Origin of the sequence: Moraxella nasovis, from assembly GCF_022701215.1 — a bacterium.
Classification (GTDB): domain Bacteria; phylum Pseudomonadota; class Gammaproteobacteria; order Pseudomonadales; family Moraxellaceae; genus Moraxella; species Moraxella nasovis.
On record NZ_CP089976.1, the window covers coordinates 1,531,497 to 1,550,682 of the forward strand.

15 protein-coding genes and 1 tRNA gene are annotated in these 19,186 nt (G+C 43.9%); 8 read left to right on the forward strand and 8 right to left on the reverse strand.

The window, feature by feature from the left end; all coding sequences use genetic code 11:
* Positions 1–138: 138 nt before the first annotated feature.
* Both argB and dut read right to left on the reverse strand, forming a co-directional pair.
* Positions 139–1,023, reverse strand: coding sequence for an acetylglutamate kinase (gene argB / locus LU293_RS07500; RefSeq protein ID WP_242746955.1), 885 nt, complete (start codon positions 1,021–1,023; stop codon positions 139–141).
* Between the two features lie 35 nt (positions 1,024–1,058).
* The gene (gene dut / locus LU293_RS07505) at positions 1,059–1,523 is read right to left on the reverse strand and encodes a dUTP diphosphatase (RefSeq protein WP_242746957.1); all 465 of its coding nucleotides are present in this window, start codon (positions 1,521–1,523) and stop codon (positions 1,059–1,061) included.
* Positions 1,524–1,689: 166 nt separating this feature from the next.
* Between dut and LU293_RS07510 the strand changes: the two genes are divergently transcribed.
* From LU293_RS07510 to LU293_RS07520, 3 genes are read left to right on the forward strand one after another with little or no spacing between them, the layout of a single operon-like run.
* Positions 1,690–2,088, forward strand: a complete 399-nt coding sequence (locus tag LU293_RS07510) for a CidA/LrgA family protein (RefSeq protein ID WP_242746959.1) — start codon at positions 1,690–1,692, stop codon at positions 2,086–2,088.
* Entirely contained in the window at positions 2,081–2,782 is a 702-nt protein-coding gene (locus LU293_RS07515; protein WP_242746962.1) for an LrgB family protein, read from the forward strand. Before LU293_RS07510 ends, LU293_RS07515 begins: the two co-directional genes overlap by 8 nt.
* A 13-nt stretch (positions 2,783–2,795) precedes the next feature.
* The gene (locus LU293_RS07520) at positions 2,796–4,037 is read left to right on the forward strand and encodes a PIN domain-containing protein (RefSeq protein WP_242746965.1); all 1,242 of its coding nucleotides are present in this window, start codon (positions 2,796–2,798) and stop codon (positions 4,035–4,037) included.
* A gap of 47 nt (positions 4,038–4,084) precedes the next feature.
* Here the strand turns inward: LU293_RS07520 and htpX are convergent, their stop codons facing one another.
* The 3 genes from htpX to LU293_RS07535 form a co-directional block, all read right to left on the reverse strand.
* A complete protein-coding gene (gene htpX / locus LU293_RS07525; protein WP_242746968.1) occupies positions 4,085–4,990 on the reverse strand; it encodes a protease HtpX in 906 nt (301 codons plus the stop codon).
* Positions 4,991–5,125: 135 nt separating this feature from the next.
* Positions 5,126–5,803 (reverse strand): lytic transglycosylase domain-containing protein, encoded by a 678-nt coding sequence (locus tag LU293_RS09880; RefSeq protein ID WP_311195308.1) that lies wholly within the window; start codon positions 5,801–5,803, stop codon positions 5,126–5,128.
* A gap of 44 nt (positions 5,804–5,847) precedes the next feature.
* A tRNA-Ile gene (locus LU293_RS07535) sits at positions 5,848–5,924 on the reverse strand.
* Between the two features lie 479 nt (positions 5,925–6,403).
* On the opposite strand from LU293_RS07535, the gene LU293_RS07540 reads away from it, so the two are divergent.
* The 3 genes from LU293_RS07540 (at position 6,404) to parC (ending at position 9,287) form a co-directional block, all read left to right on the forward strand.
* Positions 6,404–6,673, forward strand: coding sequence for a GNAT family N-acetyltransferase (locus LU293_RS07540; protein ID WP_242746971.1), 270 nt, complete (start codon positions 6,404–6,406; stop codon positions 6,671–6,673).
* A 23-nt stretch (positions 6,674–6,696) separates the two neighbouring features.
* On the forward strand, positions 6,697–6,981 hold the full coding sequence (locus LU293_RS07545) for a 4a-hydroxytetrahydrobiopterin dehydratase (RefSeq protein ID WP_242746974.1): 285 nt from the start codon (positions 6,697–6,699) through the stop codon (positions 6,979–6,981).
* 80 nt (positions 6,982–7,061) lie between these two features.
* Positions 7,062–9,287, forward strand: coding sequence for a DNA topoisomerase IV subunit A (gene parC / locus LU293_RS07550; protein ID WP_242746976.1), 2,226 nt, complete (start codon positions 7,062–7,064; stop codon positions 9,285–9,287).
* A 73-nt stretch (positions 9,288–9,360) separates the two neighbouring features.
* Here parC and purH read toward each other — a convergent pair whose 3' ends face one another.
* The 3 genes from purH to mrcB form a co-directional block, all read right to left on the reverse strand.
* Positions 9,361–10,956 carry a bifunctional phosphoribosylaminoimidazolecarboxamide formyltransferase/IMP cyclohydrolase gene (gene purH / locus LU293_RS07555; protein ID WP_242749727.1) on the reverse strand — a complete coding sequence of 532 codons (1,596 nt, stop codon included), beginning with the start codon at positions 10,954–10,956 and terminating at the stop codon, positions 9,361–9,363.
* Between the two features lie 153 nt (positions 10,957–11,109).
* Positions 11,110–12,036 carry a 50S ribosomal protein L11 methyltransferase gene (gene prmA / locus LU293_RS07560; RefSeq protein WP_242746979.1) on the reverse strand — a complete coding sequence of 309 codons (927 nt, stop codon included), beginning with the start codon at positions 12,034–12,036 and terminating at the stop codon, positions 11,110–11,112.
* Between the two features lie 136 nt (positions 12,037–12,172).
* Entirely contained in the window at positions 12,173–14,578 is a 2,406-nt protein-coding gene (mrcB, locus tag LU293_RS07565) for a penicillin-binding protein 1B (RefSeq protein ID WP_242746982.1), read from the reverse strand.
* A 150-nt stretch (positions 14,579–14,728) separates the two neighbouring features.
* On the opposite strand from mrcB, the gene LU293_RS07570 reads away from it, so the two are divergent.
* A complete protein-coding gene (locus LU293_RS07570) occupies positions 14,729–17,314 on the forward strand; it encodes a heavy metal translocating P-type ATPase (protein ID WP_242746986.1) in 2,586 nt (861 codons plus the stop codon).
* Positions 17,315–17,542: 228 nt separating this feature from the next.
* Positions 17,543–19,000 carry an anion permease gene (locus LU293_RS07575; protein WP_242746987.1) on the forward strand — a complete coding sequence of 486 codons (1,458 nt, stop codon included), beginning with the start codon at positions 17,543–17,545 and terminating at the stop codon, positions 18,998–19,000.
* Positions 19,001–19,186: the final 186 nt, after the last annotated feature.

Genomic DNA, 19,186 nt, shown 5'->3' on the forward strand with positions numbered 1-19,186 from the left:
CCATTTAAGCTAAACTAGCCATAAACAAAAAAACAGTCTGTCATCAGGCTGTTTTTTGTTTTGGTTCAATGACAAATGGCAAGTAGTTGAATGATGAAATTAACTCATCAGTCTTTTAAAACCATCTATTTTTTAAAATCATTGATCTCTTAAAATTTGAGTACCCACCCCTTCATCGGTAAAAATTTCTAGTAGGCAGGCGTGTGGCACTCGTCCGTCCACGATGGTAGCACTTCTAAGACCTGCTTTGACGGCATCTAATGCCCCTGCGATTTTTGGTATCATGCCCCCAGAAATTGTACCATCGGCAATAAGATCGTCCACATCGGTAGGTGATAAGCTTGTTAATATTTCGCCTGATTTATTAAGCACGCCTTTGATATTAGTCAGCAGTAGCAGACGTTCAGCGTTTAAAAATTCAGCCACACGACTTGCCACAAGGTCGGCATTGATATTATAAGTCTCACCATTATCATCTACGCCAAGCGGTGCGATAACAGGGATAAAGTCAGCGTGAATTAGCATGTCAATAACGTCTTTATTAACGTGTTCTACTTCACCAACATAACCTAGGTCGATGGGTTCGTCCTTGTCATTTGTCATCGCAAGTTTTTTGGCTCGGATTAGGTTGGCGTCCTTGCCTGTTAGACCGATGGCGCGACCGCCGTGTTTGTTGATGAGATTAACGATGGATTTATTCACGCTGCCGCCAAGCACCATCTCTACGATGTCCATGGTGGCTTTATCAGTCACTCGCATGCCGTCAATGCGATCGCTTGTCCGCCCAAGCTCTGACATGAGATTATCTACTTGTGGACCTCCGCCATGAACCACCACAGGGTGTACGCCTACGGTTTTTAGTAGTACGATGTCTTTGGCAAATGAGCTTTCAAGGGCAGGCTCTGTCATGGCATTGCCACCGTATTTGATCACGACAAGCTTATCCTTATATCGCTGAATATAGGGCAAGGCGGTGGTGATAACCTCAGCGGTGTGTTTGGCTTGCTCCAAAGATAACGACATGACTACTCCTTGATGTTAGTATGATATTTTATGGGTTAATGTGTGCCAGAACTTCCAAAGCCACCCACGCCACGCTCGCTGACATCATTAAAATCATCTACGATGGTGAATGTAGGGCGTACCACAGGCACGACCATGTACTGAGCCATACGCTCAGCAGGATTGAGTACAAAGTCGCTGTCGCTTCTGTTCCATACCGACACCATCAGCTCGCCTTGATAATCAGCGTCAATCAGCCCCACCAAGTTGCCAAGCACAATGCCATGCTTATGTCCAAGCCCTGAACGTGGCAAAATCAGCCCTGCAAAATTCGGGTCGGCGATATAGATGGCAAGTCCTGTGCCGATGAGTGTCGTCTCGCCAGCTTTGATGGTGATTGGCTCATCAATGCACGCCCGAAGGTCAATCCCTGCCGAGCCATCTGTGGCACGAGTGGGTAGGGGGAAGTTGGGGTCTTGCCCGATTTTTGGGTCTAAAATCTTAACTTGAACGGCGTTCATAATCACTGCTTTTTATGACAAATAAGCTGTCATTATACACCAAGTGCCATCTAAACTAAAAGTAAGTAAGCTTTAAAGCGGTAAATTTTCCATCATAAGTAGGATTGCTTAATATAAGAAAAGTTTCTGCCAAAACGGTGTGCAAATTGATTATCTTTCAAGTAAAATGAGCCATCGTTTAAAAAGTGGTGATTGTATGATATTAAAGGCGTTTTTGGTGGTGTTTGGCTGCTTATTTATTGGTGAAGGGGTGATTTGGCTGACAAACTTACCTTTACCGCCAAGTGTGATTGGGCTTGTGGTGCTATTTATGGCGTTGCAAACTGGCGTAATTGAGCTTAAAACCGTCCAAAAGCTTGCTCAGGTTATGCTTGATTATTTGGTGTTAATCATCGTGCCAATTTGCATTTCACTCATGCAGTATTTAGATGTGATTTATGATGATTTATGGATTTTATTGACGGCATCGGCAGTTAGTACGATTATTGTACTTATCGTAACAGGTAAAGCGTATCAGCTTGGACGTCTTTGGCAAAAAAGACGATCGGGGGGTTTTCATGGATAAGTTATCACCACTTACCCATAATCCAATCGGTTTGATTCTTGTGTTTTTGGTGGTGTTTTTTGGCTCTATTTGGCTACGTGGACGCATAGGTTGGCAACTGATCAATCCCACCTTGATCACAACGGTTGTAATGATTTGGTTTTTGTCGGTATTTGACGTGTCTTGGGAAGTGTTTAATCAAGCGACAAGCCCGTTTACCTTTTGGTTGCAGCCTGCGATTGTGTGCTTGGCTGTGCCTTTATACTTGCAGTGGCAAAAGATTCGTAAGCAGTGGCTACCTATCATCATCTCTCAGGTGATTGGTAGTATTGTTGGCATTGTTTCAGGTGTTTGGCTAACACTGATGCTTGGCGGTTCAAAACAAATTGCTGTCGCTATGGCTGCCAAGTCGGTTACAATGGCGATAGCGGTGGAAGTAACTGAGAAACTGGGTGGTGTGGTGGCAATTGCAGCAGCGACAGTGCTGATTGCAGGCGTGGTGGGACAAATCATAGGGATTGGGGTGCTGCGTCTTATGCATATTCACAGTCCAATGGCTCAAGGCGTATCCATGGGTACAGCATCACATGCCCTAGGCACAGCTAGAGTAATGTCAATGGGACACCGCTATGTGGCTTATGCGACAATGGGCATGATTTTAAATGGCGTCTTAACGGCGTTTTTAGCACCGATGATTGTGCCTTGGATTTTGTGATTGGGGTGGTTGAATGAAAAAGATTTTATTGCTTGATATTGAAAATGTTCAGGTCAAGTCGCACGATATTTTTTTGTTTTGTGAAAAGTATCATGCGGTATACATTAGTTTTGTCAAAACGCCTGCTATTTTTGCCTTGCAGGATATAAATCAATTAAATAAAGTTTTGGATAAATCGTTATTTTTAATTCCCATGCGAGCAACCAAAAAAGCAAATGCGGCAGATTTTGGTTTAGGGTTTTACGCAGGTTTACTATCACAAAAATTTAAACCCAACAAAGTGAAATTTCATATTTTATCTAGCGATCAAGATTTTTGTCATATTGTGGATTTGCTGATAGACAAAGGATTTGTTGTTAAGCAAATTTCCAAAGAAAAATACCAAGCAAAAAAACAGATTGACGAAGGGATTCTCCCAAAAGCTAACTCATTTAATGCAGATATTTATTTACATGATGTGCATCAGATGTGTGTACATTGGGCGGCTCAAAATCTAGCAAACCTACCCAAAAAGCCAAAAACATTGCAAAACGCCATCAAAATACAAACACGGTTATCAGATTCAAGTGTTCATCTTATTATAGATAGACTGCTAACACATCAGCTCATCACCTTAATAGATAATAAAATACAGTACAATTTGGCAAATATTAAAACTTGGTCAAAATTAAAACTTAATGAAAAAAAATTGGACAAAGATCAGCTTATCATGCGACATAAGGAATTAGCCCGCCTGCCCGACATCAAGGATATAGCTAATCAAATTTTATTACGCAGGGTTAAGTTATGTTGTGATTTATGGGTTGATAAACATGATAGACCCACAGACAGGACCCAGTTATTTGCATGGATTCAACAAAAATTGGCATTAAATCATGATTATGAGATAAATAATACCATACAAGCCTTGCAAAAATGTTACATCATCAATGCTGTTGGAAATTTGGTTTTTGATGACGAGCTGATTGAAAATTGGGCGAATGTTGTGCTCAAAAGTAGCTCTGAACAATTTGTTCGTGTTGATAATCGGCTGTTATCAACATTTATGGCACAAAAACTTAAAGATGAACTTCTTTGCCAAGTCAAGGTAGGTCAAGAAGCGATTACCGAAGAGTATTTGGTGATGGCAAAGGTGATATTTCCTAATGAAAGTGATGTTGTCTTGATGAAGTTGGCAGCATCGCAAGGGTGGGTCAAAATGGTTGATGGTAAAAGTGTATATGCTGGTGGACTTGTCAGTAAAAATCTCACCTAACAAAAAACACCGCCATTGGACGGTGTTTTTTTTGCGGGTTTGGTAGCTTAGCTATTTAGTTTTTGTAAGGACGCAATGCGATCATCTAATGTGGGGTGGCTTCTAAATAGATTGGCGATACTAAACCCTTGTGATTGACCGCTTGCAATGGCAAAGGCTTTCATGGCTTCTGGCATGTTATCAGGGCGAGCTTCGGCAGGGCGTAGGGCGTTGAGTGCGGCTATCATGTTGTGTTTGCCTGCAAGTTTTGCCCCCATTTCATCGGCACGATATTCACGCAGGCGAGAAAACCACATGACAATGGCACTTGCCAAGATACCAAGCAAAATATCCATGACCATACTGGTTACAAAATAACCAATGCCAGGGCTGTCGCTTTCATTTTTAAATACCGCTTTATCAACAAAACTTCCGATAATGCGAGCAAAGAACATCACAAAGGCATTCACCACCCCTTGGATTAGGGCAAGTGTTACCATATCGCCATTGGCGACGTGTCCGATTTCATGTGCTAATACCGCTTCAACTTCTTCGGCAGTCATGGTGTGTAGTAGCCCTGTGGATACAGCAACCAAAGCATTATTTTTATTCCAACCTGTGGCAAAGGCGTTGGGCTGTGGATTATCAAAAATACCAACTTCTGGCATACCAATGCCCACTGATTTTGCTTGCTTGGCGATGGTGTCTACAAGCCATCGTTCGGTGCCATTTGTTGGGTTGTCAATGACGACTGTACCTGTGGATTTTTTTGCCATCCACTTTGATAAAAATAGCGAGATGACTGAGCCTACCATGCCATAAACAAGGCACATAACGGCAAGACTTATGTAGTTTAATCCGCCTTGACCATGTACAGAACCTAGCCCAAAGACGCTAGATAAAATGCCAAAAACGATACTAAAAACGACCAAAACGGCTATGTTGGTAAGTAAAAACAAGCCAATTCGCATCATGATGCAAGTTCCTTTATGAATGATAAAAATCTGTGCAAAGCATCTGCACCTGATTAGACTGATTATTATAAGGGTAAATACTGAAATTTAAAGGGTTTTTTGAGAAATTTTAACCAATGGTTATGGTCGTGGCGATTAGGGGTTACTCATTGCCAGATGGATATTGTTTTGATATAAGGTGCGATAAAGCGTATTGACTTTTTTGACGTAATTTTGGGTTTCACGAAATGGTGGAATGCCGCCATATTTTTGGACATTGCCAAGCCCTGCGTTATAAGCTGCAATGACCAGATCGCGGTTGGTGAAACGTTTTTGTAGCCATGCTATGTATCTGACACCGCCATCGATATTTTGGGTGATATCCCAAGCGTTCGTTACTCCCATACTGCGTGCTGTATCTGGCATTAGCTGCATTAGACCCATCGCTCCGACAGCTGAGCGGGCTTGAGGATTAAAGGAGGATTCTGCGTGCATGATAGACTTGATTAGAGCAGGATCAACTCCGTATTTTTGGGCAGCGGCGATAATGAGTGTGTCATAGGTTGTCGGCGTGGATAAGGTGCTGACCAAAAGGTGGTTGCTGGCACTCGGCTGGATGCTATCAGGGTAGTAGGTATGGCTAATTTGAGTGAACTTTTTTGTGCCATCGACATTTTGGATGATGTTTGTCAGCAGCAGCTGTTCATTCTCATCTTGGTAAATGTAGGTTTGAGCTGACCAAGCATTAAGCGAAACTGCCGCAACAAAAAGATGTGGCACAAGCTTTAATAGGCGTGATGATAGGTGTAAGCGATGTGTAAGCTTCATAATCATAAACCAAACCCCTACAATAACTTGCAGGGGTGAGATGATAAATTTGGTGGGCCCACACAGACTTGAACTGTGGACCAACGGATTATGAGTCCGCTGCTCTAACCAACTGAGCTATAGGCCCTTTTAAAAATTATCAATAAATACAATGATTTACTGATATTTGAATTCCACAACAAACCAAAATGCAAAATGATTTTTTAATGGGTGGATAATAGTTGTGAAATATTGCTGTATATCGCAATAGGCGTATTATACACAATGAACAAAAAAAATAAAAGAGCTAAATGAACGAAAGTTGTTATTGGTCAGTTGCCCTTGAACCTAAAAAGCAATCGCTAGATTACCAAGCACAAAAGTCGCATAAAAGCCTATATATTATAGATACTATGATTTAATATTTTTTTATTTTTTATTTTTGGTGTGTTTAAGTATGCCAAAGACAACTGCTAAAACCAATAAATCTTGGTAAAGTAAGTAATTGCCTAATTATTAAAATCTATTTGTAACTTTTGGTGTTTTATTTTATGATAGCGGTAAGTAGCGTGCGTAAATGCACTTAAATTTAACATTAAAAGTAAATTAAAGTAATAAGGATAAACTATGATTCATCATAACACCGATACACACAGATTTGAGACGACGATTGATGGGCATACAGCGTATCTAAGCTATGTCAAGCTTAATGATGATACGTTAGAATACGATCACACCATCGTGCCAAAAGAGCTTGGCGGTCAGGGGCTTGGGACAAGACTTGTCAAGTTTGCCTTAGATTATGCCAAAGAACACCATAAAAAAGTCGTGCCAAGTTGTAGTTTTGTGGCAAGCTTTATCAATAAAAACCCTGAATACCAGTCGCTTTTGGCATAAGCCCTACAATTAATGGAGTGATTATGAGCAGTCTAACATCTGGGCAAATCGCCCTGCAATTAGAAAGTCTAACTGGCTGGCAGATTATCGATAAGCGTTTGGTGCGAGTTTTTGAATTTGACACTTTTGCCGATGCGATAGCCTTTATTACTCGTGCCGCTTTTGTGTGTGTGGAGCTTGAGCATTATCCAATCTGGGAAAACCATTATAATCAGCTGATTGTTAAAATCGGTGACCCAAGCCGTGACGATGTGCATGGGCGCGATGTTCAGCTTGCTAAACGCATTCAAGCATTATTTGAGTCTTAATCTTTGGTGTGCTTTTGCATTGATGTTTATAAAGCATTAAAATTTTGGTATTATGGCGTTTTTAGCCATTAAACTACTTTATGAGCACACCAAAACAATTAGATACTCGCAGCATTGCTGAATTTACTGAGCAAGCTTATTTAAACTATGCCATGTATGTCATCATGGATCGGGCGTTACCGCACATTGCCGATGGGCTAAAACCTGTCCAAAGACGCATCGTCTATGCCATGAGTGAGCTTGGCTTACGTCATACCGCTAAGCCCAAAAAATCTGCTCGCACGGTTGGTGATGTGCTGGGTAAGTACCACCCACATGGCGATAGTGCGTGCTATGAAGCGATGGTGCTGATGGCCCAGCCTTTTAGTTATCGCTATCCGCTCATCACAGGTCAGGGCAACTGGGGCAGTCCAGATGATCCGAAGTCATTTGCTGCCATGCGATACACCGAAGCGAAGATGAGTAATTATGCCAATACGTTATTATCTGAGCTTGAGCAGGGTACGGTAGATTGGCAAGATAACTTTGATGGCACGCTAACAGAGCCAGTAACATTGCCTGCCCGCTTGCCAAATATTTTACTAAACGGAACGACAGGCATTGCCGTCGGTATGGCAACCGACATTCCACCGCACAACCTAAACGAAGTCGTTAAGGCGTGTATTCGCCTACTCAAAAATCCCGATTTATCTGTCAAGCAGCTTGCTACCACCATTCTTGCTCCAGACCTACCTACTCGTGCTGAAATCATCACACCTAAGCATGAGCTTGTCGCTATGTATGAGTCTGGTAGGGGTAGCTATAAAATGCGTGCCACTTATCACCTTGATCCAAATGATAAAAATACCATCATTATTGACGCTTTACCTTATCAAGTGTCTGGTAATAAGCTAATTGAGCAGATTGCCAAGCTTATGAATGATAAAAAGCTACCTTGGGTGGTGGATATCAACGATGAGTCTGATCATGAGAATGCGTGCCGTATCGTCATTGAGCTTAAAAAAGGCAAGCACGACATCGATAAAATCATGGGGCATCTATTTGCCAGTACCGATCTTGAGAGCAGTTATCGTGTCAATATGAATATGATTGGGCTAAATGGCAAGCCTCAGGTCAAGAATATTAAGCAGATTTTATCCGAATGGCTAAGCTGTCGCCGTAGTGTAATAACTCGCCGTCTGCAGCATCGACTAGATAGGATTAACAAGCGTCTGCATATTTTGGCAGGTTTGCTCATCGCCTATCTAAATATTGATGAAGTCATTCATATTATCCGAACCGAAGATGATCCTAAGCTTGAGCTGATGAGTCGTTTTGGACTGACGGATATCCAAGCTGATGCCATTTTAGACATTAAATTACGCCAGCTTGCCAAGCTTGAAGAGATTGAGCTAAATGCTGAGCGTGATCGCCTAGAAGCTGAGCGTGATGAGCTGTTAGGTTGTCTTAATGATGCTGATAAGCTGACTGCTCTTATGATTGATGAGCTGACTGCTGACATGAAGACCCATGGTGATAGCAGAATGTCGCCTGTGGTTGAGCGTGATGAAGCGGTAGTGATTAAGCCAAGTGATCTAATCCCAAGCGAGCCTGTTACTGTGATACTGTCAAAGGCAGGCTGGATTCGCGCCGCCAAAGGTCATGGCGTAGATGTTGCCAAAATGAACTATCGCTCTGGCGATGATTATCAAGCTCATGCCCTTGGCAAGACCAACCAAAAGCTGATTTTATTAGACAGTACAGGGCGTAGCTATGCGGTAGATACATTAAGCTTACCGTCTGCTCGTGGACAAGGCGACCCTGTAACGAGTATGCTTAGCTTGTCTGATGGAGCGAGTATCGAGCAGGTGTTATTTGGCGATAAAAACGATAAAATATTATTGGCAAGCACCGCAGGTTATGGGTTTATCGGTGAGTTTGGTAATCTAGAAACCAACCAAAAAGCAGGTAAATCCATCATTAATCTTGCTTGTGCAAATTTATTACCGATCAGTCAGGCTTTACCAGCACACAGTATGGTGGCTGCTGTGACGAATGCAGGTTATTTATTGGTGTTTGATTTAGCAGAGCTGCCAACCCTTGCTAAGGGCAAGGGTAATAAAATCATCACCCTAAAAAATGATGAAAGTCTAACCCATGTGATAACATTTGCTGTAGATGATAGCCTTGTTATCACAGCTGGTAAACGCACACTTACCTTAAAGCCTGCCGATATTACCAACTATCACGGTAAGCGAGCAGGGCGTGGGGCTAAGCTACCCAAGGGCTTTGGTAATGTGACTAAGCTTGATATCGCCCAACAGTAGTCGGTAATTGAATAATAATACCAAAAAAAACCTTGTCGTTTGACAAGGTTTTAATGTTAGCTTGGTATCTAAACTAGTGTCTAAAATGACGCATACCTGTAAACACCATGGCAATGCCATGCTCGTCAGCGGCAGCGATGGTTTCTTCATCACGCATAGAGCCACCTGGTTGGATAATGCACTTAATGCCAGCTTTGGCAGCATTATCAATGCCATCACGGAACGGGAAAAATGCGTCCGACGCCATGACTGCACCTTCTACCACAAGCCCTGCATGTTCTGCCTTAATGCCTGCAATGCGAGCAGAGTTCACACGACTCATCTGTCCTGCACCGATACCGACAGTTTGGCGATTTTTGGCATAGACGATGGCGTTGGATTTAACGTATTTGGCAACTTTCCACGCAAAAATCAAGTCATCAAGCTCGCTGTCTGTTGGAGCGATTTTGGTAACCACTTTTAAGTCGTCTTTATTAATCATGCCTAAATCTTGGTCTTGGACGAGCAGTCCGCCATTGACACGCTTGTAGTCTAATTGGGCATGACGGTTATCAATGCTTGGTAATTCACCACAGACCAGCACTCGCACGTTTTTCTTTTTGGCGGTAATCTCAAGCACGCCTTCTGCAATGCTTGGAGCGATGATGACTTCTACAAATTGACGCTCACAGATGGCAGTGGCGGTAGCGACATCAAGCGTGCGGTTAAAGGCGATGATACCACCAAAGGCAGACTCAGGATCGGTAGCGTATGCTAGATTATAAGCATCTAAAATGCCATCGGTTGAGACCGCCACACCACAAGGGTTGGCGTGTTTGACGATCACGCAGGCAGGTTTGGCAAAAGATTTTACGCACTCTAAAGCAGCGTCTGTATCGGCAATGTTGTTATAAGACAGCTCTTTGCCTTGTAGTTGTTTGGCGGTGGCAACAGATGCTTCTTTGGCTTCATTTTCTACATAGAATGCCGCCTTTTGGTGTGGATTTTCACCATAACGTAACTCTTGGGCTTTGTGTAGCTGCACGTTAAAGGTGCGAGCAAAGTCGGCAGTTGGTGTGCTGTCATCTGATGGATTAGTTAGCGTGTCGTTTAACCTTGCCCCAAAAAACTGGGCGATCATGCCATCATAGCTTGCAGTATGCTCAAAAGCCTTAACCGCCAAATCAAAGCGGGTAGCGTAAGTGGTTTCGCCATTTTGGGTAATCTCAGCAAGCACACGCTCATAATCATCGCTATTTGTGATGATGGTAACGTGGGCGTGGTTTTTGGCGGCACTTCGCACCATCGCAGGCCCGCCAATATCGATATTTTCAATGGCATCAGACATTTTAACATCAGACTTGGCAACTGTCTGGGCAAAGGGGTATAAGTTTACTGCCACCACATCAATGCGGTCAATGCCATGCTCACTCATAATCTCATCATCAACGCCACGGCGACCTAAGATGCCACCATGAATTTTGGGGTGTAAGGTCTTTACACGTCCGTCCATCATCTCGCTAAAGCCTGTGTGGGCAGAGACTTCGGTGGCGTTTATGCCATTGTCTTTGAGTAATTTAAACGTGCCACCTGTGGATAAAATGCCAAAGCCATTGGATTGTAAGCCTCTGGCAAATTCTACAATGCCTGACTTGTCAGAGACCGAAAGTAGTGCAAATTTTTTCATGATCACCCCTGTTGGATCAATGGATTAAGATTAACTAAAGTTTTATGAACTAAAATTTTAAATGTTAAAAAATGTAAATAATAACAGCAAATGCGTTATTTATAAAGCCATCAAAGTAAATAGTTAAGCTTAGGTATGCTGTTATTTGGTGTCAAGTTAGCCTATGCGCGTACCTGATAACCTATGCCAATGGTGATCTTCTTTATCTGCATAATTATGCGGTGTATCCATTGTAAAATAAGGCGTATACGCTTCTAACACTTCATCTATCTGGCTTGTGATCAGCCCTGCTAATACGATTTTACCATCTGTTTTGATGAGTTTGGCAAAATAAGGAGCAAAGCCGATTAAGGGCTTGGCAAGAATGTTTGCGGTGATGGTGTCTGCAAGTATGCCAGTTTTGGCTTGGTGCTTGGCAAATTCTTCTGGCAAAAAAACCTGGATCTTATCTGCCACGCCATTAAGCTTGGCGTTTTGGGTGGTGGCAAGCACCGCTTGGGGGTCGATGTCTACAGCAAGCACCTGTTTTGCCCCAAGCAGTAGAGCTGCCACGCCTAAGATACCAGAGCCACAGCCATAGTCGATAACAGTTTTATCAGTTAAATCTTGTTTGGACAGCCAGTCAAGGCATAAGCGAGTGGTGGCGTGATAGCCTGTGCCAAAGGCAAGACCGGGATCTAAGATGAGATTGGTGGCGTTCGGCTCTGGAGCGTCAAGCCACTCTGGGACAATCCATAGATTGCCAGCACACTTGATGGGCTTATAATAAGTCATCCATTCTTTGGTCCAGTCCTTATCGTCAAGGCGAGTCGTCCAATGGCGTTCAGCATCAACCTTAGCGGCAATCTCATTGGCAAGACCCTCAAAGTCTGTACCATCAAAACTGTCATCACTATTGGTGTCAAAAATCGCTGTTACCACAACATTACCCCAAAGTGGCTCTTCATTTGGCATGGGTTCAAACAGTGGTTCATCGCCTGCATCTTCAAGCAAGATGGATACGGCTCCTAAGTCATAAAATAGGGCTTCGGCAAGTTCGACTTTATCTTTTTGGCATTGTAAATGCAGCTGTTGCCATGACATGATGAAAATTCCTAAAGGTTGATTGTGTGGGTATATTATAGCAAGTTTTGGTTTTTTAGGGTGAATTGTGTTTTATGTTGTCACACCATACACTCTGTCACATACACCCTACTAAAGGGTAGGGCGTATGGGCTGACTACCAGTTCGTATAATCTGTTTGGCGGTCGTTTAGGTTATCGCTAGGCAGTCGGTTTATATCGCCATCTTGCCAAACGTCTATGCCGTCTTGATAAAAGCCATCTTGGTAGCTGTTATATTGGTCATCATAAAACTCGGCTTGTGCCTCTTCGTATTGACGATAGGCGGTACATTCATCCACTTCATCTGGGCTAAACTGTGCATTAATCGGTAGGTAAGCGGCGTTTGGACAGCCTTCGCTTGACAGTCGTCCTGTGCCAAGCTCAAGCCACGCCCAAGTAATGTCGTTAGGCTTGGGTAGCTCAACAGGGGTAAGATTAAGCTTACGCATATATGCTATCCAGATGGGCAATGCACCTGTCCCGCCTGTTAGTCCGATGGGCTTATTATCATCACGTCCCACCCACACCACAGAGACATAGTTGCCAGAATAGCCTGCAAACCAAGCATCTTTATTATCATTGGTCGTGCCTGTCTTACCTGCTAGATGTAAGGACGGATTAAAATTAGCTGCTTTTGCAGTGCCACTTGTGATGACAGATTGCATGGCGTGATTAGTGAGATAGGCTGCCTCAGGGGATAGCCGAGTTTGGTTGCGTGTGTCATGACGCTGAAGCACTCTGCCTTGCTCATCTGTCACGCTGATGATGGTGTGTAAAGGAGCAAACTTCCCACCAGTAGAGAAAACTTGATACACGCCAAGCATCTGATAAGGCGATAGATCAACTGCTCCAAGTAGAGCAGATGGATAGGCAGATACTTGATCTTGGTTAATGCCAAGCTGTGCCATTTGACGGCGAAATGTATCCATGCCAAATTGCATGCCGACATTGACCGCAGCTTGGTTATAGGATTTTGATAAAGCGGTGATAAGTGGTACGGTGCCGTGCGATGTGCCATCATAGTTTTTTGGTGTCCAGCTGGCATCGCCAATGCGATAGGTGACAGAGTCGTCACTTACGCCGCTTGCTAGATTATATGCACCTGACTGTAAGGCACTTAGATAGATGACAGGCTTTAATAACGAGCCGACTTGTCGCTTAGCATCAATCGCACGGTTAAATCCTGTAAACTCGCCACCACTGCCCACGATAGCAACAATCTGCCCTGTGGTGGTCTCAGCACTGATAATAGCTCCTTGTAGTTTGCTTTTATTGCCGCCTTGACGTTTTAACTTGACAAGCTCATCTGTCATGGCTTTATCGGCCGCCATTTGGGCGAGTGGGTCTAAGGTTGAGATAATACTTAATCCAGCATTTTGTAGATCTTCTTCACGGTAGTAGCTTCTAAGCTCACGCTTGATGGCGTCCATAAAGTCGGCAAATGAATTCTTTGAGCTCGATTTGGCGATAACATCTAAAGGCTGATTGATGGCATTTTCATAGACTTGCTGACTGATTTTGCCTGTGATGAGCATATTATGTAAGACGGTATTGCGGCGACTTTTGGCACGCTCTGGGTTTTTTTTAGGGTTATAATAACTTGGACCTCTAGCAATGCCAACAAGCAAGGCATATTGGTCTAATCTAAGCTCGCTAAGTGGTTTATTGTAATAAAATTCAGCAGCTGCCCCAAAGCCATTAATGGACTGATTGCCATTTTGACCTAAGTTAATCTCATTAAGATAGGCAAGTAAGATGTCATTTTTGGAGTAATGATAATCTAATAATAACGCCATAACCGCTTCATTTATTTTACGCTTAAGGGTGCGTTCTTGGCTTAGGTAGAAGTTTTTAACGAGCTGCTGGGTGATGGTTGAACCGCCTTGGAGTGCTTCGCCTTTGGCATTTGTGATTAAGGCACGAGCCGTACCACGCATCGATACGCCATAATGCTGATAAAAGTTGCGATCTTCGGTGGCAATCAGTGCATCCACCAGTGCCTGTGGCGTGGTCTTTACGGTTAAAAGTTTACGATCTTCGTTATTTTGGGGGTAGATTTTATCAATCTTAATCGGCTCAAGGCGAATGATACCATCAGCGTGTGACTTACTGCTTTGGAGTTTGGCGATATAATCATCTTGGATAGTTATGCGAATAATCTGGGGTGTCTCTGTATCGCCATCGCCATAGCGAAACCCCCGAGTGTGTATGGTAAAAGTATCACCATCTATGGTATAGCCGCCTTGTGATTGGGTGTTTGGCGTGTAGTGTAACAGCTTTAGCCAAGTCTGAAGGTCGCTAGGCGTTAGGCTTTTGCCGATATATAGCGATAATGGACGAGAATATACCGTAGCAGGGATATCCCACCGCCGACTTTCAAACTTGTTAATGACTGTGGTGTTTAGTGAATTGACATATAAAAATGCCACCACTATAAAAAATATAACAGCAATTAATAAAAAAAATCCACCAATTAAGCCTTGCTCATGTTTAAGTTTGGTGATGTGCATAGGGTGAGACATGGTCTTTCTCGTTATTATCTTATCTTAAATGATAGCGAATTTTTAGCCATTGGCAAGTAAAAATTTATCCTTTTTATATTTCACACCGCCCATGCTCTAAGATATTTCGTGATATAATAACAACATACATACCGTCTAATGTTTTTTATTATGACAAACCACCCTAACACGCCTGCTGATGACACCATGCAAGATTCGCTGCTGTTGCCACCTGAAGGCAGCTGTTTTCACTGTGGCGAGACTCTCCCAAAAGAGCCGTTTTTTACGACCATCTTTGATGAAGCACGTCCGATGTGCTGTCTTGGGTGTAAGCTGGCATCACAGAGTATCGTAGAATCAGGGCTGTCGCAGTATTATTTAGATCGTAGGCAGATTAGCCCTACGGCAAGCTTGCCAAATGAGATGAATTTTGATGCGTATAATCATGACGATATTCGATCACAGTTCGTATATCGTGAAGATGGGGTAGATGTCGCTGAGTTGTCGGTTGTGGGGCTAAAATGTACCGCTTGCACTTGGCTTATTGAATCTCGGTTGCACGCCATGCAAGGCGTGCGTGCGTGCCATGTGAATCTAACACAGCTACGCATGACTGTCAGCTGGCAAGATGATAAGTGCAGTATCGGTGAGATTTTAAGGGCGATTCATGCGGTCGGCTACGACGCTAAGCCTTATCGCCAAGATACACATGAAGCCATGCTAAAACGCCAAAACAAGCAAATGCTGATTCGTCTTGGTGTGGCGGCGATGGGTGCGATGCAAGCGATGATGTTCTCCATTGGCATGTACTTTGGGGCGTATTCAGGGATTTTAACAGAGCATCGAGACTTTCTTCGTTTGGTGGCGTTACTTGTGACCATACCTGTCATTTTTTATTCAGGTGTTCCATTTTTTACTTCTGCTTATCGTGCTATGAAGGCTCGGCAGGTGAATATGGATGTGCCAGTATCGATTGCGTTATTGACGACGTTTCTTGCCAGTCTGTATGCGACCATCACGCACTCTGGTGAGACGTATTTTGACTCAGTGTCCATGTTTGTCTTTTTCTTATTAGCAGGGCGATATATTGAACAAAACGCTCGCCTAAAAGCGGCAAATATGGCAAAAGACATGGTCGTTATTGAGCCTATGCTTGTGCGTAAGCTTGGCGTAGATAGTGATTTAGTGGCGTTATATGCCAAAGGCAAGCTAAGTGCAGACGTGATACAAGGCTGGCAAAATAAGCATGATTTGGCAAATTTGCCTGATGATTTGCCAAAGGTTCTAGCCCAGTCGGTGCAGGTGGGCGATGTGGTGTGCATTGAAGCGGGCGATGAAATTGTCGCTGATGGTGTGCTGCTGTCTGATACAGCTACCGTATCACAAAGCCTACTGACGGGCGAGAGTGATTTAATCGTCAAGTCGTGTGGGGATATGGTAGCAGGCGGTAGCCAAAATGATGCCCAACCGTTCGTGATGCTGGTAACCGCTAAGGTGGACGATAGCCAGATGGCACTCATCGATCGACTGATGAATCGTGCGATGAGCGAAAAGCCAAAGATTGCTATCCAAGCTGATAAAATGGCTCGCTGGTTCGTGGCTCGTGTGCTGGTATTGTCTGCCTTGGTGTTTGCTGTGTGGTGGTTTGTGGATCGGTCGCAGGCACTTTGGGCGACGGTGGCGGTGCTTGTGGCGACTTGCCCATGTGCCTTAAGTCTTGCCACGCCGATAGCGTTGACGGTTGCTACCAATCGCTTGGCTTTTTTTGGGTTTTTGGCAACTCGGGGTCATACGGTGCAGACTTTATCTGAAGTGAGTGTGGCGTGCTTTGATAAGACAGGAACGCTTACCACAGGACTTGCCAATCTGCTATCTACTCAGACGGACGGCATGGCAGACGAAGATGCCTTAAAGATTGCTGCCGCTCTTGAGATAGGTTCAAAGCACCCTGTGGCAAAAGCACTTTTGACATCGGCACATGGATTGCACTTGCCTAATGTCGTAGATGTTCAGCACCATACAGCAGGCGGGGTCTCTGGCGTGGTTGATGGCGTGCTGTACCGTATCGGACATTTAGCATTTACTTTAGATGATGATAGGGCGACCAATGATGATTTAGATGCCTTATTACAAGAAGACTTAGCTTATCATCGTGCCAATACATCTGTACTGCTCTCGGCATATCGTGGTGGTGCGTGGCAAGTGGTGGCACGTTTTTATTTTAATGATACGCTTAGAGTAGACGCCAAGCAGACAATAGACGCACTTAGACAGCGTGGCATTACACCCATCATGCTAACAGGCGACCCAAATCCGAACGCTTTTGCCATCGCCACATCGCTTGGTATTGAGCAGGCGTACTTTGGGCTATCTCCTAAGGATAAAGTAGATCACATTAAGCGACTTCAGGCGCAAGGCTATACTGTCTTAATGGTGGGCGATGGCATTAATGACGCTCCTGTCTTAGCGGCAGCGAACGTCTCTACTGCGATGGCAGGGGCAGCAGACCTTGCCCAAGTGTCTGCTGATAGCGTTTTATTAAGTGGTAAGTTATCAGCCATTTGGCGTGCCGTTACCTTATCTGCCAAGGCACATAATATTATCCGCCAAAACTTACGATGGGCAGTAACTTATAATGTCGCCATACTCGTGCCAGCTGCCTTAGGCTATGTGCCACCTTGGCTTGCTGCCATTGGAATGTCGCTATCAAGCCTTGTGGTGGTGGCAAATGCCATGCGTATTGGGCGAATGGGGTAGATAAATGATGATAAATTTGTATCATAACGCTACATAAAACGCTACACAAGCCACCACAAATATTTGTTATAATGACACAAGCCAAAAAGCTAACCGCTCATCTTGCCAAGTAAGGCGATGTCGGGTAATTTTTTGGTCTTTTTATTTTATGAATATCAGTCCTGATGAATCACAAGGAATTTGAGTGATTTGTGGAATTTTGATAACCGATAACAATAAGGGGTGATTATGCCATTTAAACCTATACCCACCGCCATTGCCGTGGCGATTACACTCATTATTTGGTTTGTGATACCTGTGCCAGCAGGCGTTGAGCCAAATGCGTGGCATTTACTTGCTTTATTTGTAGGGACGATTGCAGCCATCATCGGTAAAGCCTTGCCGATTGGGGCGATCTCTATCATCGCCATCACGCTTGTGGCATTGACAGGCGTTACCGCTGACAGCCCAAAAGAGGCGATGAAAGATGCGTTGTCAAGTTTTTCAAGTCCGCTGATTTGGCTAATCGCCATTGCGGTGATTATCTCTCGTGGGCTTGTTAAGACAGGACTTGGAGCTAGGATTGCTTATAATATTTTGGCGATTTTTGGTAAAAAGACACTAGGGATTGGCTACTCGCTTGCCTTTGCTGAGTTATTGATTGCTCCGATTACCCCATCAAACACCGCTCGTGGTGGGGCGATTATCCACCCTATCATGCGATCTATTGCCGAAAGCTTTGACTCAAAGCCTGAAGACGGCACAGAAAATAAAATGGGTAAATATTTGGCACAGGTCAATTACCAATCAAACCCCATCACTTCAGCGATGTTCATTACTGCCACCGCCCCAAACCCTTTGATTGTTAAGCTTGTGGGTGAAGTAACAGGCAGTCAAATACAGCTGTCATGGACGACATGGGCGTTGGCGATGTTTTTGCCGGGGCTTGCGTGTATCTTACTTATGCCACTTGTGATATATCTTATCCAAAAACCTAAAATCACCCAAACCCCTGATGTTAAAGCCTTTACCAATGCTAAGTTAGCCGAGCTTGGTGCAGTCAGCCGTGATGAAAAAATCATGCTTTTGGTGTTTGGCGGTATGCTTTTGTTATGGGCGAACGTGCCTGCGATGATATTTGGCGACGCCTTTAGATTTGATGCAACTGCCGTGGCGTTCTTAGGTTTATCTGCTATTATTTTGACTGGTGTTTTGACGTGGGACGACATTATTAAAGAAAAGTCAGCTTGGGATACGCTTGTGTGGTTTGGTGTGCTGATTATGATGGCAACCTACCTTAATAAGCTTGGGCTAATTGGCTGGTTCTCAGGTAATATTGAGGGTATGATTAATGGCATGGGTGTCAGCTGGGTGGTTGGCGTTGCGATTTTGACGGCGATTTATTTATATGCTCACTACTTTTTTGCTAGTACCACAGCCCACATCACCGCTATGTTTGCTGCCTTTTATACGGTGGGTATCGCCCTTGGTGCACCGCCCATGCTGTACGCACTGATTTTGGCAGCGTCTAGTAGTCTGATGATGAGTCTTACTCACTATGCCACAGGTACTGCTCCTGTTGTCTTTAACTCAAACTACGTCTCACTAGGTGAGTGGTGGAAAGTTGGCTTTATCATGAGTATTGTAAACTTAGCTGTGTGGATTGGCGTGGGATTGATTTGGTGGAAAGTGCTAGGGTTTTATTAATGCCAAAGTCAGCTACTGCTACATACCATAAACCAAGTCAGCTTGTATGGCTTGGTTTTTTTTGTGGAGTTGGGCTTGATTGATAAGGCGGTTTTTTTAGTCTTTAGTGAGTATCGAGTAATCGCAGGTTCAGTCAAACTTGCAAGCCCCAACGTTTGTATATGTTGGATTTCGCTTTATTTTAGC

Bases quoted from the DNA above. Each gene is read 5' to 3' on its own strand.
- argB (WP_242746955.1), bottom strand. From the start codon at position 1,023: ATGTCGTTATCTTTGGAGCAAGCCAAACACACCGCTGAGGTTATCACC.
- dut (WP_242746957.1), bottom strand. From the start codon at position 1,523: ATGAACGCCGTTCAAGTTAAGATTTTAGACCCAAAAATCGGGCAAGAC.
- LU293_RS07510 (WP_242746959.1), top strand. From the start codon at position 1,690: ATGAGCCATCGTTTAAAAAGTGGTGATTGTATGATATTAAAGGCGTTT.
- LU293_RS07515 (WP_242746962.1), top strand. From the start codon at position 2,081: ATGGATAAGTTATCACCACTTACCCATAATCCAATCGGTTTGATTCTT.
- LU293_RS07520 (WP_242746965.1), top strand. From the start codon at position 2,796: ATGAAAAAGATTTTATTGCTTGATATTGAAAATGTTCAGGTCAAGTCG.
- htpX (WP_242746968.1), bottom strand. From the start codon at position 4,990: ATGATGCGAATTGGCTTGTTTTTACTTACCAACATAGCCGTTTTGGTC.
- LU293_RS09880 (WP_311195308.1), bottom strand. From the start codon at position 5,803: ATGATTATGAAGCTTACACATCGCTTACACCTATCATCACGCCTATTA.
- LU293_RS07540 (WP_242746971.1), top strand. From the start codon at position 6,404: ATGATTCATCATAACACCGATACACACAGATTTGAGACGACGATTGAT.
- LU293_RS07545 (WP_242746974.1), top strand. From the start codon at position 6,697: ATGAGCAGTCTAACATCTGGGCAAATCGCCCTGCAATTAGAAAGTCTA.
- parC (WP_242746976.1), top strand. From the start codon at position 7,062: ATGAGCACACCAAAACAATTAGATACTCGCAGCATTGCTGAATTTACT.
- prmA (WP_242746979.1), bottom strand. From the start codon at position 12,036: ATGTCATGGCAACAGCTGCATTTACAATGCCAAAAAGATAAAGTCGAA.
- mrcB (WP_242746982.1), bottom strand. From the start codon at position 14,578: ATGTCTCACCCTATGCACATCACCAAACTTAAACATGAGCAAGGCTTA.
- LU293_RS07570 (WP_242746986.1), top strand. From the start codon at position 14,729: ATGACAAACCACCCTAACACGCCTGCTGATGACACCATGCAAGATTCG.
- LU293_RS07575 (WP_242746987.1), top strand. From the start codon at position 17,543: ATGCCATTTAAACCTATACCCACCGCCATTGCCGTGGCGATTACACTC.